The 16,144-nt window shown below is 69.4% G+C and carries 14 protein-coding genes; 5 read left to right on the top strand and 9 right to left on the bottom strand.

Going from position 1 to position 16,144, the window contains the following annotated elements:
• The first annotated feature begins 28 nt into the window (after positions 1-28).
• Positions 29-1,213, top strand: coding sequence for a cytochrome P450 (locus PV646_RS37465; RefSeq protein ID WP_500347042.1), 1,185 nt, complete (start codon positions 29-31; stop codon positions 1,211-1,213).
• On the opposite strand, the gene PV646_RS37460 is transcribed toward PV646_RS37465, so the two are convergent.
• Positions 1,191-1,601 carry an anthrone oxygenase family protein gene (locus tag PV646_RS37460; RefSeq protein WP_500347041.1) on the bottom strand — a complete coding sequence of 137 codons (411 nt, stop codon included), beginning with the start codon at positions 1,599-1,601 and terminating at the stop codon, positions 1,191-1,193. The genes PV646_RS37465 and PV646_RS37460 overlap by 23 nt on opposite strands.
• A gap of 82 nt (positions 1,602-1,683) precedes the next feature.
• Here PV646_RS37460 and PV646_RS37455 point away from each other — a divergent pair, with 82 nt between their 5' ends.
• Positions 1,684-2,583, top strand: a complete 900-nt coding sequence (locus PV646_RS37455; RefSeq protein ID WP_500347040.1) for an AraC family transcriptional regulator — start codon at positions 1,684-1,686, stop codon at positions 2,581-2,583.
• Here the strand turns inward: PV646_RS37455 and PV646_RS37450 are convergent.
• Positions 2,565-2,948, bottom strand: a complete 384-nt coding sequence (locus PV646_RS37450) for a VOC family protein (RefSeq protein WP_500347039.1) — start codon at positions 2,946-2,948, stop codon at positions 2,565-2,567. The two genes, PV646_RS37455 and PV646_RS37450, sit on opposite strands and share 19 nt — an antisense overlap.
• Positions 2,949-2,986: 38 nt before the next feature.
• Here PV646_RS37450 and PV646_RS37445 point away from each other — a divergent pair, with 38 nt between their 5' ends.
• Together PV646_RS37445 and PV646_RS37440 are read left to right on the top strand one after the other, a co-directional pair.
• Positions 2,987-3,574, top strand: a complete 588-nt coding sequence (locus PV646_RS37445) for an alpha/beta fold hydrolase (protein WP_500347038.1) — start codon at positions 2,987-2,989, stop codon at positions 3,572-3,574.
• A 61-nt stretch (positions 3,575-3,635) separates the two neighbouring features.
• Complete coding sequence (locus PV646_RS37440) at positions 3,636-4,901, top strand: MFS transporter (protein ID WP_500347037.1); 1,266 nt, start codon at positions 3,636-3,638, stop codon at positions 4,899-4,901.
• Here the strand turns inward: PV646_RS37440 and proB are convergent.
• From proB to PV646_RS37410, 6 genes are all read right to left on the bottom strand, one after another.
• Positions 4,894-6,021, bottom strand: coding sequence for a glutamate 5-kinase (gene proB, locus PV646_RS37435; protein WP_500347036.1), 1,128 nt, complete (start codon positions 6,019-6,021; stop codon positions 4,894-4,896). The genes PV646_RS37440 and proB overlap by 8 nt on opposite strands.
• 4 nt (positions 6,022-6,025) lie before the next feature.
• Positions 6,026-7,477, bottom strand: a complete 1,452-nt coding sequence (gene obgE / locus PV646_RS37430; protein WP_500347035.1) for a GTPase ObgE — start codon at positions 7,475-7,477, stop codon at positions 6,026-6,028.
• 106 nt (positions 7,478-7,583) lie between these two features.
• Positions 7,584-7,841: a 50S ribosomal protein L27 gene (gene rpmA / locus PV646_RS37425; protein WP_090071165.1), complete on the bottom strand. Its 258-nt coding sequence runs from the start codon at positions 7,839-7,841 to the stop codon at positions 7,584-7,586.
• Positions 7,842-7,855: 14 nt separating this feature from the next.
• Complete coding sequence (gene rplU / locus PV646_RS37420) at positions 7,856-8,167, bottom strand: 50S ribosomal protein L21 (RefSeq protein ID WP_030479431.1); 312 nt, start codon at positions 8,165-8,167, stop codon at positions 7,856-7,858.
• 266 nt (positions 8,168-8,433) lie between these two features.
• On the bottom strand, positions 8,434-11,499 hold the full coding sequence (locus PV646_RS37415; protein ID WP_500347034.1) for a translation initiation factor IF-2 N-terminal domain-containing protein: 3,066 nt from the start codon (positions 11,497-11,499) through the stop codon (positions 8,434-8,436).
• 228 nt (positions 11,500-11,727) lie between these two features.
• A complete protein-coding gene (locus tag PV646_RS37410) occupies positions 11,728-12,453 on the bottom strand; it encodes a TIGR03936 family radical SAM-associated protein (protein WP_500347033.1) in 726 nt (241 codons plus the stop codon).
• 205 nt (positions 12,454-12,658) lie between these two features.
• On the opposite strand from PV646_RS37410, the gene PV646_RS37405 reads away from it, so the two are divergent.
• Positions 12,659-14,089 (top strand): S8 family peptidase, encoded by a 1,431-nt coding sequence (locus PV646_RS37405; protein WP_500347032.1) that lies wholly within the window; start codon positions 12,659-12,661, stop codon positions 14,087-14,089.
• A gap of 59 nt (positions 14,090-14,148) precedes the next feature.
• Here the strand turns inward: PV646_RS37405 and PV646_RS37400 are convergent, their stop codons facing one another.
• Positions 14,149-16,110: a TIGR03960 family B12-binding radical SAM protein gene (locus PV646_RS37400; RefSeq protein WP_500347031.1), complete on the bottom strand. Its 1,962-nt coding sequence runs from the start codon at positions 16,108-16,110 to the stop codon at positions 14,149-14,151.
• Positions 16,111-16,144 lie beyond the last annotated feature (34 nt).

Here is a 16,144-nt window from a genome sequence, read left to right as displayed (position 1 = left end):
AAACCGCTCGTGTGGCACTGTCAGCGCCATGACTCCGGACGTCGTGCGGTACCGGCAGGCCGATCTCCTCTCGGCTCTGCACCGGCGGTTCGGGCCGGTCGTGCGGATGGGCCCGTACACCTACCTCCTCGGGCCCGAGGCGAACCGGTTCGTGTTCGCGCACTCCGAACTGTTCGAGGTGGAGCGGGCATTCCAGTCGCTGGTGCCGGTGGACGGGCCCACGTCGTTGATCGTCAGCGACGGCGAGGACCACAAACGGCGGCGCCGGTACGTGCAGCCGGCGTTGGCGCATCGGCAGATCGCGAGTTACGAGCCGGTCATGCGGGCCAACGCCGAGGCGACGATCGACGCGTGGCGGCCGGGCGAGACCGTCGACGCGTACCAGGAGTTCCGCCGGGCCATCCGGCGCAGCACGATCCACGCGTTGTTCGGCGAGGAACTGGCGCAGGAGTCGGACTTCTTCGGCGCGCACCTGCAGGTGCTGATCAACCTGATCGACCGCAACCCGGCGGTCGTCACGCTGCTCCGGACGATGCGGACTCCGGCCTGGCGCAACGCGATGCGGGCGCGCAGGGCCGTGGACGCGCGGGTGTACCGGGCGATCGAGGAGACGCGTCAGGGCAAGACGGCCGGTGACGTGCTCGCTGCTCTCGTGCAGGGTGACGGGCTGAGCGACCTGGAGGTGCGCGACCAGATCGTCACGCTGATCGCGGCCGGGTACGAGACGACCAGCGGCGCGATGGCGTGGGCGGTGTTCAACCTGTTGCGGCACAACGGGGTCTGGGAGCGGGCGCGCGAAGACGACGAGTACCTGGCGAACGTCGTCAACGAGACGCTCCGGCTCTACCCACCGGCGGTCGTCTCGGCACGGGTCGCGACGCAGGAGTTCGAGTTCGCCGGGAAGAAGATCAGGCAGGGCACGTTCCTGCTGTACAGCCCGTACGTCACGCATCGGCTGGCCGAGGTCTTCCCGGACCCGCTGAAGTTCGACCCCGACCGCTGGGAGGCCAAGCCGGCGCCGCACGAGTTCCTGCCGTTCGGCGGTGGCCCGCACCGCTGCATCGGTGCCGGTCTCGCCACCACCGAGCTGACCGTGATGCTGAAGGTGTTGCTGCAACGGCCGAAACCCGAACTGCTCCCCCAGCGCCTGACGCCGACCGGTCTCGCCGCGATGCGTCCGAAGAACGGTCTCAGAATCCGAGCAGCAGGATGACCGTCGCCCCGATGCAGGCGACGGCGCGCACGTGGTTCCAGAGCGTCCACGTGCGCAGGTAGGCAGGCCAGTAGGCGTCGTCGGTCCGTTCGAGACGGTTGTTCATCGGCACGTTGACGACCATCGTGAGCAACAGGCAGCCGACGATGTAGAGCAGGCCGCCGACGATCCTTCCCTGGAAGACCTCGATGCCGCACAGGACCGCGGTGCCGAGGAACAGCAGCAGGAACACCGGGTTCTGGATGCGCGCGTTGATCCGGCGCATGGCGGCGCGGGCGTCTGCGGCGGGCAGGTCCGCGAGGCCCGGCATGACGGCGACGGAGAAGGCGAAGAACACACCGGCCATCAGACCGGTGGCAGTGACTGCGATCAGCGTGAGTGTCCCCATGGCAGCAACTCTGACCTGCCGACGACGGACTCTCAATGACAATTCATCGCGCAGGCTTGCTCGTTCGTCCAGAATCAACGGCATGACGGACGCGCTGGGCGAGGCACTGCACCTGTTGAGGATGTCCGGCACCTTCTACTGCCGCAACGAACTCACCGAGCCGTGGGGCGCGACGATGCCCGACATGGCGGACTGCCTGTGGTTCCACGTGCTGACCAGCGGTCAGTGCGACGTCGAGGTCGACGGCCAGGTCATCTCGCTCGAACCCGGCGACGTGCTGCTCGTGCCGGGCGGGCAGCGCCACCGGCTGTTCCACGGCGACGCAGAGACGCCGCTCGTCACGACGCTGCCGCACGAGTTCGAGACGGAGAACTACGCGATCCTGCGGCACGGTGGCGGCGGTGCGGTGACGCACCTCGTGTGTGGTGCGGTCCGCTTCGACCATCCGGCCGCGAAGCACCTCGTCAACGTGCTGCCGAACGTGCTGTACGTGCGCCGCGCCGACGACATGCGCGCCACGATCGACCTGATGGCCATCGAGTCACAGGCGGTGCGCCCCGGCGGTGAGGCGGTCATCACCAGGCTCGCGGACGTGCTGGTGATCCAGACGATCCGCTCGTGGCTCGCCAACGACCCGGCCGCGCGCACGGGCTGGCTCGGCGCGTTGCAGGACCAGCAGATCGGGCAGGCGCTCGCGCTGATCCACCGCGACCCAGCGCAGCCGTGGACCGTCGAACGCCTCGCGCACCAGACCGCCATGTCCCGGTCGGCGTTCGCGGCGCGATTCACCGAACTCGTCGGCGAGCCGGCCATGCGCTACGTCACGCGGTGGCGCATGCACGTCGCGATGAACCGCCTCAAGGACCGAGACAGCACGGTCAGCGAGATCGCCCGTGGCCTCGGCTACGAGTCGGAGGCCGCCTTCAGCCGCGCGTTCAAACGGATCGTGGGGATGTCACCCGGTCAGGCGCGGGCAGGCTGAATCAGGTCCCAGCGGTTGCCGTAGAGGTCCTCGAACACGGCCACGCGGCCGTAGACCTCGTCACGTGGCTGCTCCCGGAAGTACACCCCGAACTCGGTCATGCGGGCGTGGTCGCGGTCGAAGTCGTCGGTGTTGAGGAAAAAACCGACCCGGCCACCGGTCTGGTCGCCCACTCGTGCCTGCTGCTGACCTGTGTCAGCCTGTGCCAGCAGCAGCGACGTCCCCTCCCCCGCCGACACCACGACCCAGCGCTTGTCGCCCTGAGGAATGTCCTCGACCAGCGTGAACCCGAGACCGTCCACATAGAAGCGGATCGCCTCGTCGTAGTCGCGGACAACCAACGTCACCAACCCAATAGATCGCACGGCGATGAGTATCAACGACGAGAGAGGTCTACTCGCACATGGCTGACTCACTCGTGCTCTTGCACCCCGGCGGTGCGGACCCCTCGGCGTTCGGACCGCAGTTCGACGCTCTGGCTGATTTCGCCCTGCACGCACCACATCGGACCGACCAGGCCACTCAGGACCACACCGAGATGGCTCACGAGACCATCGAGTTCCTCGACCGGACCGGGCCCGCCCACCTGCTCGGGTGCAGTGACGGCGCCACCGTGGCGTTGCTCACCGCCGTGCTCAGACCCGACCTCGTGCAACGGCTTGTGGTCGTGTGCGGCGTCTACCACCACGACGGCTGGGACCCGGCCACGGAACTGACTCCGATGCACCACCGGTCGCCCACCCTGACCGAGACCGATCTCGCCAAGCTCCAGAACCGGACGCTGATCATGATCGGCGACGACGACGAGGTCAGGCTGGAACACGCCACGGCCATGTACCGGGCGCTGCCCAACGTCGAGTTGGCCGTCGTTCCCGGCACGTCACACGGGCTGCTGCACGAGAAACCCGCGCTGTGCAACGCGATGATCGTCGACTTCCTGGCCAACGAGCCAACCCAGACATATGCACCAATACGGCGCGCCAGCGCATGATGGGCAGCCCCGCGCTGGACTAGTTGCTCGTTCCAAGCACTGTATGTGATTGGGTGCCTCTATGGCGGTTACATCGGAGAAGCATCGACTGCCCGTACGCACGCTCGTCGCGTCAAGCGCCGGCAACGCGGTGGAGTGGTACGACTGGGGCATCTACACGGCCTTCAGCATCTACTTCGCCACGCAGATCTTCCCTGCGGGCAACGAGGCCGCCGCGCTGCTGAGCACCTTCGCGACGTTCGCACTGGCTTTCTTCTTCCGCCCGCTCGGCGGTTATCTGCTCGGCCGGTTCGCGGACCTCAAAGGACGCCGGACCGCGATGCTGTTCACGATCGTGCTGATGTCCGGCGGATCGGTGATGATCGGCCTGCTGCCGACGTTCGAGCAGGTCGGCTGGCTGTCCCCGGCGCTGCTGGTGCTCGCCCGCATCGCACAGGGCATGGCACTCGGCGGCGAGGTGTCGAACGCGTCGGCCTACCTGGCGGAGATCGCGCCGGCCTCCCACCGCGGCCGGTACTCGTCGTTCTTCTACATCTCGACCGGCGCGGCGGTGCTGATCGCGTCGCTGCTCGGGTTCTTCCTGTCGCGCAACCTCGACAAGGCCGCGATGGCCTCCTACGGCTGGCGCGTGCCGTTCCTGATCGGTGGCGTGCTCGGACTGGTCGGGTTGTGGCTGCGGCGGGAACTCAAGGAGACCGAGCAGTTCGAGGAGAACAAGGCCAAGGCCGAGAGCCTGCGCAACCCGCTGAGGATGACGCTGAAGGAGCACCCGAAAGCGGTCGGGCAGCTCATCGGCATCACGCTGCTGTCGACGCTGAGCTTCTACACCTTCTTCAGCGCGCTGACGCCGTTCGCGGTGAAGAGCAAGGGCGCCAACGACATCGACGTGTTCCTGGCGCTGTCGATCGGCACCGTCGTGTTCATCGCGCTGCAGTACCCGATGGGGTGGACGGCCGACCGCTACGGCCGCAAACCGCAGATGCTCGTGTGGTCGGCGGCGATGGCGTTGCTGGTGGTGCCACTGTCGACACTGGTCAAACCGGGCCTGGCGAACCTCGTGGTCGTGTTCGCGGTGGGACTCGGCCTCTACACGGCGATCACGTCGATCGCGCCCGCGATCATGAGCGAGCTGTTCCCGACCGAACTGCGCGGCCTCGGCATCGGCGCCTGGTACAACCTGACCGTCGCCGTGTTCGGCGGCACCGCCCCGCTGGTCATCCAGGCCGTGGGCGGCACCGTCTTCTTCTGGTACGTCGCGGTCGCCGCGGTGATCACGTTCCTCGTCGTCCTGACGCTGCCGGAGACGAAGGGCGTCGAGCTCACCTAGTCAGCGGCACCAGATCGTCCGCGTGCACGACCTCACGGCGGTGTTCCAAAGCCAGGTCGTGGCTCTTGCGGCCGATCAACGACGGCAGCTCCGCCGAGTCGTACCCGACCACACCACGGGCCACGACCTCGCCCGAGAGACTGACCAGCTCGACCACGTCGCCCGCCTCGAAGTCGCCGTCCACGCCGGTGATCCCGGCCGCGAGCAACGACCGGCGGCGGCCCACGACGGCGGCGACGGCGCCGTCGTCGAGGTGCAGGCGGCCGCTGGCGTCGGTGGCGTACCCGAGCCAGAAGCGGCGGGCGGTGAGACGGGAACCCGTTGCGGCGAAAGCGGTTCCGACGTCGGCCGTGGTCAGGGCGCGACCTGCCTCGGTGGCGCCGGTGAGCAGCACCGGGATGCCCGCCGACGACGCCAGGCGGGCGGCGGCGAGCTTCGAGGCCATGCCACCGGTGCCCAGACCGGACGCGCCGGGAGCGGTGGCGTTCACGCCGTCCACATCGGACGCCGAGGCGACCTCGGCGATGCGCACGGACCCCGGCTTGCGCGGGTCACCCGAGTAGAGGGCGTCCACGTCGGAGAGCAGGAACAACGCGTCGGCGCCGACCAGGTGGGCCACCAGGGCGGCCAGCCGGTCGTTGTCGCCGAAGCGGATCTCCTCGGTGGCCACGGTGTCGTTCTCGTTCACGACCGGAACGGCTCCCAGGGCCAGCAGCCGGTCGAACGTGCGCTGCGCGTTGCGGTAGTGGGCTCGGCGCACCACGTCGTCGGCGGTCAGGAGGACCTGGCCGACCGTCAGGTCGTAGCGGCCGAACGAGTTCGCGTAGGCGTGCGCGAGGGTGAGCTGCCCGACACTCGCGGCGGCCTGCTGGGTGGCGAGGTCACGCGGACGACGGGAGATCTTCAACGGCGCCAGGCCTGCCGCGATCGCGCCCGAGGACACGAGCACGACCTGGCTTCCTGCGGCGGCACGGGCGGCGAGGGCGTCGACCAGCGCGTCGAGACGCGCCGGGTCGAGGCCACCTTCCGCTGTGGTCAAAGAAGAAGAACCGACCTTGACCACGATGCGGTTCGCCGAGGCGACCGCGGTTCGAGCTTGTGAGACCACGGGGGCCGTCACGGTTTTACTCCTCGTCGAAGTCGTCGCCGTACTCACCGGGCGCGCGGCGGGCCTTCTTCAGGGCCTTGCGCTCGTGGGCGCCGATGCGGTCGTTGCGCTCGAGACGGATGTCCGTGCCTCGCCCGGTCATCGTCATCGCGATGCCGGCCGGGGTGGTCGGTTCCCAGTCGAAGATCAGGTCGCCGATGGTGACCTGGCAACCGGGGACGGCGCCCATCTTCACGAGCTTCTCCTCGACGCCCAGCCTGTTGAGGCGGTCCGCGAGGTAACCGACGGCTTCGTCGTTGGAGAAGTCGGTCTGGCGGATCCAGCGCTCGGGGCGTTCGCCCTTCACGATGAAGCCACCCTCGACCGAGGGGTCCTCGGTCACGGTGAAGCCCTGGTCGTCCACGGCGGTCGGCCGCAGCACGATTCGGGTCGATTCCTTCTTCGGCTTGGAGGCGCGGTACTCGTTCACGACCTCGGCCAGCTTGAACGTCAGCTCGCGCAGGCCCTGGCGGGACACCGTCGACACCTCGAAGACCGGCAGGCCGCGGGCCTCGATCTCGGGGCGGACGATGTCGGCGAGGTCCTGGGCGTCCGGGATGTCGACCTTGTTGAGGATCACCACGCGCGGGCGGTCCTCGAAGTTGCCGCCGAGAGCAGGCGTGTACTCCGAGAGTTCCTTCTCCAGCGCGTCGATGTCCGCGATCGGGTCGCGGCCCGGCTCGTACGTCGCGCAGTCGACGACGTGCGCGAGAACGGCGGTGCGCTCGATGTGGCGCAGGAAGTCGAGGCCGAGGCCCTTGCCCTGTGACGCACCGGGAATCAGGCCGGGGACGTCCGCCATCGTGAAGATGGTCTCGCCCGCGGTGATCACGCCGAGGTTCGGGACCAGCGTCGTGAACGGGTAGTCGGCGATCTTCGGCTTCGCCGCGGACAGCACCGAGATCAGCGACGACTTGCCGGCCGACGGGAAGCCGAGCAGGCCCACGTCCGCGACGGACTTGAGCTCCAGCACCAGGTCCCGCGTCTCGCCCGGCTCACCGAGCAACGCGAAACCGGGCGCCTTGCGGGCCCTGGACGCGAGCGAGGCGTTGCCCAGACCGCCACGGCCACCGGCCGCCGCGATGAGCTGGGTGCCCTCACCGACGAGGTCCGCGACGATCTCGCCGGCCTCGGTCAGCACGACCGTGCCGTCCGGGACGCGCAGGATCAGGTCCTCGCCGTTCGCGCCGTCGCGGTTCGCACCGGCACCGGCCTTGCCGCTCGTGGCGGAGGCGTGCGGGCGGAAGTGGAAGTCCAGCAGGGTGTGCACCTGCGAGTCGACGACGAGGATGACGTTGCCGCCACCGCCTCCGTTGCCGCCGTCCGGGCCGCCGAGCGGCTTGAACTTCTCGCGGTGCACTGAAGCACAACCGTTGCCCCCGTTGCCGGCGGCAGCGTGGATCACCACCCGGTCTACGAAGCGGGCCACGGTACTACTTCCCTTCAAAAGACTGCGGACAAACAACGAGGGGCGGAGCCGGATGACCGGGCCCGCCCCTCGCAGAGGTCTAACTACGTTCCAGGAGCGGTCTTTCTCAGACCGCGACCGGAACGATGTTGACGGTCTTGCGACCGCGCTTCGAACCGAACTCCACCGCACCCGGCAGCAGGGCGAACAGCGTGTCGTCCTTGCCGATGCCGACGCCGACGCCGGGGTGGAACTTGGTGCCGCGCTGGCGGATCAGGATCTCGCCGGCCTTGACGACCTGACCGCCGTACCGCTTCACGCCCAGGTACTGAGCGTTGGAGTCACGGCCGTTGCGGGAACTGGATGCACCCTTTTTGTGTGCCATGAGAAGTCAGGTCCTCACTTACCGGTGATGCCGGTGACCTCGACGCGGGTCAGCTTCTGCCTGTGACCCTGTCGCTTGTGGTAGCCGGTCTTGTTCTTGAACTTGTGGATGCGAATCTTCGGGCCCTTGGTGTGCTCGACCAGCTTGCCGGTAACCGAGAACTTCGCCAGGGCAGCCGCGTCAGCGGTGACGTCAGTGCCGTCGACCACGAGCAGCGCCTGGAGGGAGATTTCGGTGCCCGGCTCGCCCTCGAGCTTCTCGACCTCGACGATGTCGCCGACAGCGACCTTGTACTGCTTGCCGCCGGTCTTGACGATCGCGTACATCAGGACGGAAGTCTCCTGCTACTCGATGGTGACGGGCCATGTGCCAGCCATTCTGGGACGGTGTTTCCACCTAAAGGCACCAGAGGAGGCACACGACAGGACCCGTCGGATGGCGGGCCGTCAACAAGGTTACGGGAGTGGGTACGCCAGGAGCAAACCGGGGTGCCCAGAACGCGTTCCCACAGGCTGTGCGGTCCCTCACATCGTTGCCCCGCAACGCAAAACCGGGGCCGCCCGCAGGCGACCCCGGTCTCACATCTCAGGCGTCAGTCCTCCTGGACCGGCGGTCCCGCGGGACGCGACACGGCGCGGCGCCTGCGCGTGGTGGTGACCACCGGCGCGGGCATCTGGACCTCGGGCTGCTTGGGCACCTCGACGACGACCGGGGCGGGTGCCTCGGTCGCGGCCGGAGCACCGGCGGCGCGCTTGGCCGCGCGACGCCGCACGCGGACCACAGGAGCCTCCACCGGGGCCGCGGGGGCCTCGGCGACGGGCTCGGGTGCGGAGACCGGTTCCGGGGCCGCTGCGGGCTCCTGCTCGGGCTCGACGGCCGGCAGGGGCCGCTGGGAACCGATGCGACCGGTCACGGCGGGCTGCTGCGCCCCGATGCGACCCGTCACGACGGGCTGCTCCTCGGGCTCGGCAGGCCGCTGGGCGCCGATGCGACCGGTGACGAGGGGCTTCTCCACGACGGGCTCGACGAGCTCGTCGACGGTCTCCTCGATCACCTCGGACTCGGTGACCACGGGCTCGAGCTCGACGGGCGCCGGGTCCTCGTGCGACACGTGACCGTTGAGCGCCTGCTCCTCGACCACGACCGCGTCGACGACGGCCTGCGGCTCCTTGTCGCGGCCACGACGACGGCGGCGACGACGGCCGTGGCCCTCGTGCTCCTGGTCGGCGGCGACGAAGTCCTCTGAGGTGTCCTCGGGCTCACCGGGCTCGAAGACCTGGACGGCCTCGGGCTCGACCGGCGTCTCGACGGCCGCCTCGACGACCTCGGTGGTCTCGGCCGCCTGCTCGCCGCCACCCTTGTTGCGGCGCGACTTGCGGCCACCGCCCTGGGCCTGCTGTTGCTGCTGCTGGCCGCCACCGCCGCCACCACCGTGCGAGTGCACGGGCTCGGTGGACACGACGACGCCACGGCCGCGGCAGTGCTCGCACGTCTGGCTGAACGCCTCGAGCAGGCCGGTGCCGACCCGCTTGCGGGTCATCTGGACGAGACCCAGCGAGGTGACCTCGGCGACCTGGTGACGCGTGCGGTCGCGGCCGAGGCACTCGGTGAGGCGGCGCAGCACCAGGTCGCGGTTCGACTCGAGCACCATGTCGATGAAGTCGATGACGATGATGCCGCCGATGTCGCGCAGCCGGAGCTGGCGGACGATCTCCTCCGCCGACTCCAGGTTGTTGCGCGTGACGGTCTCTTCGAGGTTGCCGCCAGACCCGGTGAACTTGCCGGTGTTGACGTCGATGACCGTCATCGCCTCGGTGCGGTCGATGATCAGGTAGCCGCCCGAGGGCAGCCAGACCTTGCGGTCGAGCGCCTTCATCAGCTGCTCGTCGATGCGGTACTCGACGAACGCGTCGTTGTTGCCGACGTGCTTCTTCAGGCGGTCCTGCAGGTCCGGCGCCACGTGGCGGACGTACGAGTCGATGACCTCCCACGCCTCGTCGCCCTGGACGACGAGCTGGGCGAAGTCCTCGGTGAACAGGTCGCGGACGACCTTCACCAGCAGGTCCGGCTCTTCGTAGAGCAGCGTCGGAGCCTTGGTGGAGGTGGTCTCGGACTTCTCCTTGATGACCTTCCACTGGGCCTGCAGACGCGTGACGTCGCGGCCGAGCTCCTCCTCGGAGATGCCCTCCGAGGCGGTGCGGATGATCACGCCGGCGTCCTCGGGGACGACGCGCTTGAGGATGTCCTTGAGGCGCTTGCGCTCGTTGTCCGGCAGCTTGCGGCTGATGCCCGTGGCACCGCCGCCCGGCACGTAGACGAGGAAGCGGCCGGGGAGGCTGATCTGCGTGGTCAGGCGGGCGCCCTTGTGGCCGACCGGGTCCTTGGTGACCTGGACGAGCACCGAGTCGCCGCTGGAGAGCGCCTGCTCGATCTTGCGGGACTTGCCCTCGAGACCGGCGGCGTCCCAGTCGACCTCACCGGCGTAGAGCACGGCGTTGCGGCCGCGGCCGATGTCGATGAACGCGGCTTCCATGCTCGGCAGCACGTTCTGGACGCGGCCGAGGTAGACGTTGCCCACGATCGAGCCGCTGCCCGACGAGGTGACGAAGTGCTCGACGAGCACGCCGTCCTCGAGCACGCCGATCTGGGTGCGGTCGCCGCGCTCGCGGACGACCATCGTGCGGGCCACGGCCTCGCGGCGGGCCAGGAACTCGGCCTCGGTCAGCACCGGGGCACGGCGGCGGCCGGCCTCGCGACCGTCGCGGCGGCGCTGGCGCTTGGCCTCCAGGCGCGTGGAGCCCCGGATGCTGCGCACCTCGTTCTGCGCGGCCTCGGAGTCGGCCTTGTCGTCCCGTGCGTCCCGCGCCTCACGGACTTCACGCACGTGCACGACGGTGTTCGGCGGGTCGTCCTCGGCGGTGACGTCGTCGTCCGTGCCGGTCTTGCGGCGACGGCGACGGCGGCGACGGCGGGTCGAGCCCTCGTCGCCCTCGTCCTCGGCCTCGTCGGCGGCTTCGGTCTCCTCGGGGGCCTCGGCGTCCTCCGCCGCTGCCTCGTCGGACTCGTCACCGGACTCGGCGTCGGTGCCCTTGCCGCGGCCACGGCCACGACGGCCCCGGCGGCGGCGACGGCGGCTGTCCGCCTCGTCGTCACCGTCGGCGTCGGCGTCCGCGTCGGTCTCCGCCTCGGCCTCGGCGGCGTCGAGCTCGTCTGCGGCGATCTCGCCGATGGACTTCTCCTCGACGACCGGCTCTTCCTCGACCACGAACGGCGACGCGGACGCCTTGGGGCGCTCGACGGGCGTGGGTGGCAGGAAGACCGCGCTCGGCGCGGCGAAGATCGGCGCGAGCGCCGGTGCCTCGAACGCCGGGATCGCCGGGGCCTCGTAGTCCTCGGTGACCTCACCGGTGACCACGTCGTCCCAGTCCACCAGGGTCTCGGCGACCTTCAGCGCGACGTCGCGGCTGACGCTCGACTGCGCGCTGCGGGCGACCTCACCGAGGTCGGCCAGCGCTGTCATCACGTCCTTGCTGCTGACGTCCAGCAGCTTCGCCAGTGCGTGGACCCGCAACTTCTCCGGCAGGTCCGCCAGTGCCGGGCGTGCGGCAACCACGCCCTGCCCGCCGGTGACACCGGCAGGCTTTTCCTCGTTCGACATGCAGCTCCTCCACCCCCGGGCGCGTCCCGTGAGGACGCGGCCGCGCAGGGGCCTCTCTCGTCTCTTCCACCGCTTCTCGCGGCGGGAATCCTTGCCTCGCGCGCAGCGGCGTGGCGCCTCACTGGGCGCACGCTTGCGCAGGTCCCACGACGACGCCGCTGTCAGCGCCGCTCCTCCTGTATGCGCGTCCCGGCTGGACCGGACCGAACAGACAACCGTCTGCGCTCGTCAGGACTCTCTGTCCTGCTGGAGCGGGTCCACCAGCCTGCCCTCGCCGTCGAGCCTTCCCTGCGCCATCCGGGTTGCTCTCGCAGGTACCGGCGGCACGAGATCGGCCACGACGCGAAGCGCATTCAGCACGTCGTCGGGTCGCACGGTAGGCGTTACCTGCCGTACAACCGTCATGAGTATCCCACACGGTCGTGACAAAGCGGTGTCATCGTGTCCGGCGTCGCTCGAACGTGGTTCGACCAGCGCCGACACGACGGCCGGCCGCACGTCGAGCATCTTCGTGCCGTTCTTGGTGAGTCGCTCGACCTCGACGGACTCGGCCGCGAGCAGTGCGCTCACCGCCGCGGCCAGCTCTTCGGGTTCCACCCCGTCGAGCTCGATCCGCCACTCGCTCGCGTCGATGCGCTCGGTGAGGTTGCCCCCTCGAGCCTGAACGATCTCGACGACGTCGATGCCGGGCGGCAACGCCTCGTCGAGCGCGGCCCTCAACGCCACCGGGTCGAGCGTCTCGACCACCGAGACCTCGACGTACTCGGCCTCGCTGGCGACCCCGGTCGGCGCGGCGCCGACCCACGACACCTTCGGGTGAGGGCTGAACCCCTGGGAGTAGGCCATGGGCACGCCTGCCCTGCGCAGCGCACGTTCGAACGTGCGAGCGATGTCGCGGTGCGAGGTGAAACGCAACCTCCCCCGCTTGGTGTAGCGAAGGCGCAGTTTCTGCACCGCCGCGGCGGAGGGGTTGTTGGGCAGGTTGCGGCTCAGCGGTGCTCCCGAGTGGTGTTCCGACGGGTGAGCGGTCCCATCGGCGCAGGCTGTTCGTCCATGAGGACGGTACCGTGAACCTGATTCAGAACGTTCAGCTTGTCTAGATCGTTGCGCGTGGCTACGGTCCGGCTGACTGGACGCCCTGCCGACCTGGAGGTCACTGGTGCCTCTGCCCCACCGCGCCCGAGCGGCGGCGATGACCGCACTGCTCGTGGCCGGGTGCATGGCGGCGACCTTTCCCGCCGGCGCGGAACCGGATCCGGCACCCGCGGCGCGCACCTGCATCCAGCCCGGTCCCCTGCTGCGGTACCTGGTGGTGTTTCCGCAGGCCACACCCGCTGAGACGGCGAACGCCGAGATCACCGGGGCCTGCGGCCTGACGACGGTCTACTACCCGCAGATCTCGGTCGCGGTGGCCACCTCGCCGGACCCTCGTTTCCTCAAGCAGATCGGCCCGGATCGCGCGTACAGCGCCCAGGCCGAGAGCATCGCCAAGCGGTCGGTGAAGCGGAAGAAGGACGACACGGAGCTGTTGCGGCCCTCGGGCGTGCGCTCCGCCGAACAATGGGACATGGATCTCATCAACGCGCCGGCGGCGCACGAGATCTCCACGGGCTCCAAGTCCGTCGTCGTGGGCGTGCTGGACTCCGGTGTCGACCCCCGCCACCCCGACCTGGCCGAGGCGCTGGCGCCCGAACTGTCCGCCGGCTGCCTGACCGGCAAGCCCGACACGTCGCCCTCCGCCTGGGCCCCGACGACCTCCGCCCACGGCACGCACGTCGCCGGCACCATCGCCGCGGCGGACGACGGCCGCGGCATCACGGGCGTCGCACCGGGCGTGCGCATCGCGTCCGTGAAGGTCGTGGACGACGACGGCTTCATCTACCCCGAGTACGCGGTGTGCGGCTTCATGTGGGCCGCCTCGCAGAACATGACGATCACCAACAACAGCTACTTCATCGACCCGTACCTGTTCACGTGCCAGAGCGAGCCCGGCCAGCGCGTGATCTACGAGGCCGTGCGCCGCGCCGTGGACCACGCGACGTCGCGCAACGTGCTGACGGTCGCCGCCGCCGGCAACGCCGCCGCCGACCTGTCCCGGCCTGGGCGCGACTCGATGTCGCCGACGAACGGCGACGCGCAGACCCGTCCGGTCGACTCGACGTGCGTGGTGCTGCCGGCACAACTCAAGAACGTCGTCGGCGTGTCGGCGGTCGACTCGACCGAGACCAAGGCCGGGTACAGCTCGTACGGGCTGGGCGCGATCGACGTGACGGCGCCGGGTGGCGACCCGCGCACCCCGAACGGGTGCGTGCTGTCGACCGTGCCGACCGGCTACGACTACTCGTGCGGCACGTCGATGGCGACCCCGCACGCGGCCGGGGTGGCGGCGCTGATCGCGTCGACGCATCCGGACACCGACGCGGTGTCGCTGGGCCGCATGTTGAACGCACAGGCGTCGACGCTGGCCTGCCCCGCCGACTACGACCTGAACGGGACGGGCGTGCAGGACGCGTTCTGCACCGGGTACTCGGAGTACAACTCGTTCTACGGCCACGGGCTCGTGGACGCCCTCTCCGCCGTCACGAAATAGCTGCTTCCACGCCAAGAGGGGCCCTTCCGCAGCACGGAAGGGCCCCTCTTGGCGTGGAGCTACGGCGTGAGAGCCGGGTTCTTCACGGGCGAACCGACACCGACCGGCGAGATCGGCAGCAGCTTGCGGCCCGTCGGGCCGACCTCGATGTCCGTGCCCATCGCGGGGCAGACACCGCAGTCGAAGCACGGGGTCCAGCGGCAGTCGTCCTGCTCGCGCCCGTCGAGCGCGTCCTGCCAGTCGGCCCAGAGCCATTCCTTGTCGAGACCCGAGTCGAGGTGGTCCCAGGGCAGGACCTCCAGCTCCTCGCGCTCGCGCATGGTGAACCAGGCGAGGTCGACGCCGAGCGGCTCCAGCTGCTCGGCCGCCTTCGCGGTCCAGCGGTCATAGGAGAAGTGCTCGCTCCAGCCGTCGAACCGGCCGCCGTCGCGCCACACGGCCTCGATGACCTTGCCGATACGGCGGTCACCCCGGCTGAGCAGGCCTTCGATGAGGCTCGGCTTGCCGTCGTGGTAGCGCATGCCGATGTTGCGGCCGAGGCTGCGGTCGCTGTTCACGGCCTCGCGGAGCTTGCGGAGACGGTCGTCGACCGTGTCCGGGTCGCACTGCGGGGCCCACTGGAACGGCGTGTGCGGCTTGGGCACGAACCCGCCGATCGAGATGGTGCAGCGGACGTCGTTGCGGCCGCTCGCCTGCCGGCCCGCGCGGATGACGTTCTTCGCCATCTCCGCGATCTGCAGGACGTCCTCGTCCTCCTCGGTCGGGAGGCCGCACATGAAGTAGAGCTTCACCTGCCGCCAGCCGTTGGAGAACGCGGCCGACACCGTCCTGATGAGGTCCTCTTCGGACACCATCTTGTTGATGACGCGGCGCATCCGCTCGCTGCCGCCCTCGGGCGCGAAGGTGAGACCCGAGCGCCTTCCGTTGCGGGACAGCTCGTTCGCGAGGTCGATGTTGAACGCGTCGACCCGCGTGCTGGGCAGGCTCAGGCCCGTGTTCGTGCCCTCGTAACGGTCCGCGAGGCCCTTGGTGATCTCGGCGATCTCGCTGTGGTCCGCACTGGACAGCGACAGCAGGCCGACCTCTTCGAAGCCGGTCGCCGCCAGGCCCTTCTGGACCATGGCGCCGATGCCCTCGATGGACCGCTCGCGCACCGGGCGGGTGATCATGCCCGCCTGGCAGAAGCGGCAGCCGCGCGTGCAGCCGCGGAAGATCTCGACGCTCATCCGCTCGTGGACGCTCTCGGCGAGCGGCACCAGCGGCTGCTTCGGGTACGGCCACGCGTCGAGGTCCATCGTCGTCCGCTTGAAGACGCGGTACGGGACCCGGTCGCGGTTCGGCACGACGCGCTGGATGCGGCCGTCCGGCAGGTACTCCACGTCGTAGAACCGCGGGATGTACACGCCGCCGGTCTCGGCGAGCCTCGTCAGCACCTCGTCGCGGCCTCCGGGCGAGCCCTCGGCCTTCCAGTTCTTGACGATCTCGGTGATCTCGAGGACGGCCTCTTCGCCGTCGCCGAGCACGGCCGCGTCCACGAAGTCCGCGATCGGCTCGGGGTTGAACGCCGCGTGCCCACCGGCGACCACGATCGGGTCGTCCACGGTGCGGTCCTCGGCGTGCAACGGGATGCCCGCGAGGTCCAGCGCCGTCAGCATGTTCGTGTAGCCCAGCTCCGTCGCGAAGCTGATGCCCATCAGGTCGAACGCCTTGAGCGGACGGTGCCCGTCGACCGTGAACTGCGGGACGTCGTGCTCGCGCATCAACGCCTCGAGGTCCGGCCACACCGCGTAGGTGCGCTCGGCGAGCACGTCCGGCAGCTCGTTGAGGATCTCGTAGAGGATCATCACGCCCTGGTTGGGCAGGCCGACCTCGTACGCGTCGGGGTACATCAAAGCCCAGCGCACGGACGCCGCGTCCCAGTCCTTGACGGTCGCGTTGAGCTCCCCGCCGACGTACTGCACCGGCTTGGAGATCCGTGGCAGCAGAGGCTCCAACCTGGGGAAAACAGACTCAGCACTCACACGACCAGAGTAACGGCCCCCACAGGCGGGGGCC

It is taken from the genome of Streptomyces sp. ID05-26A (assembly GCF_033794685.1).
GTDB lineage: Bacteria > Actinomycetota > Actinomycetes > Mycobacteriales > Pseudonocardiaceae > Lentzea.
This window is presented reverse-complemented; position numbering and strand designations above follow the sequence as displayed.

What these genes read in the sequence shown, in the direction of transcription:
- PV646_RS37465 (WP_500347042.1), top strand. Translation starts at nt 29, where the DNA reads ATGACTCCGGACGTCGTGCGGTACCGGCAGGCCGATCTCCTCTCGGCT.
- PV646_RS37460 (WP_500347041.1), bottom strand. Translation starts at nt 1,601, where the DNA reads ATGGGGACACTCACGCTGATCGCAGTCACTGCCACCGGTCTGATGGCC.
- PV646_RS37455 (WP_500347040.1), top strand. Translation starts at nt 1,684, where the DNA reads ATGACGGACGCGCTGGGCGAGGCACTGCACCTGTTGAGGATGTCCGGC.
- PV646_RS37445 (WP_500347038.1), top strand. Translation starts at nt 2,987, where the DNA reads ATGGCTGACTCACTCGTGCTCTTGCACCCCGGCGGTGCGGACCCCTCG.
- PV646_RS37440 (WP_500347037.1), top strand. Translation starts at nt 3,636, where the DNA reads ATGGCGGTTACATCGGAGAAGCATCGACTGCCCGTACGCACGCTCGTC.
- rpmA (WP_090071165.1), bottom strand. Translation starts at nt 7,841, where the DNA reads ATGGCACACAAAAAGGGTGCATCCAGTTCCCGCAACGGCCGTGACTCC.
- rplU (WP_030479431.1), bottom strand. Translation starts at nt 8,167, where the DNA reads ATGTACGCGATCGTCAAGACCGGCGGCAAGCAGTACAAGGTCGCTGTC.
- PV646_RS37415 (WP_500347034.1), bottom strand. Translation starts at nt 11,499, where the DNA reads ATGTCGAACGAGGAAAAGCCTGCCGGTGTCACCGGCGGGCAGGGCGTG.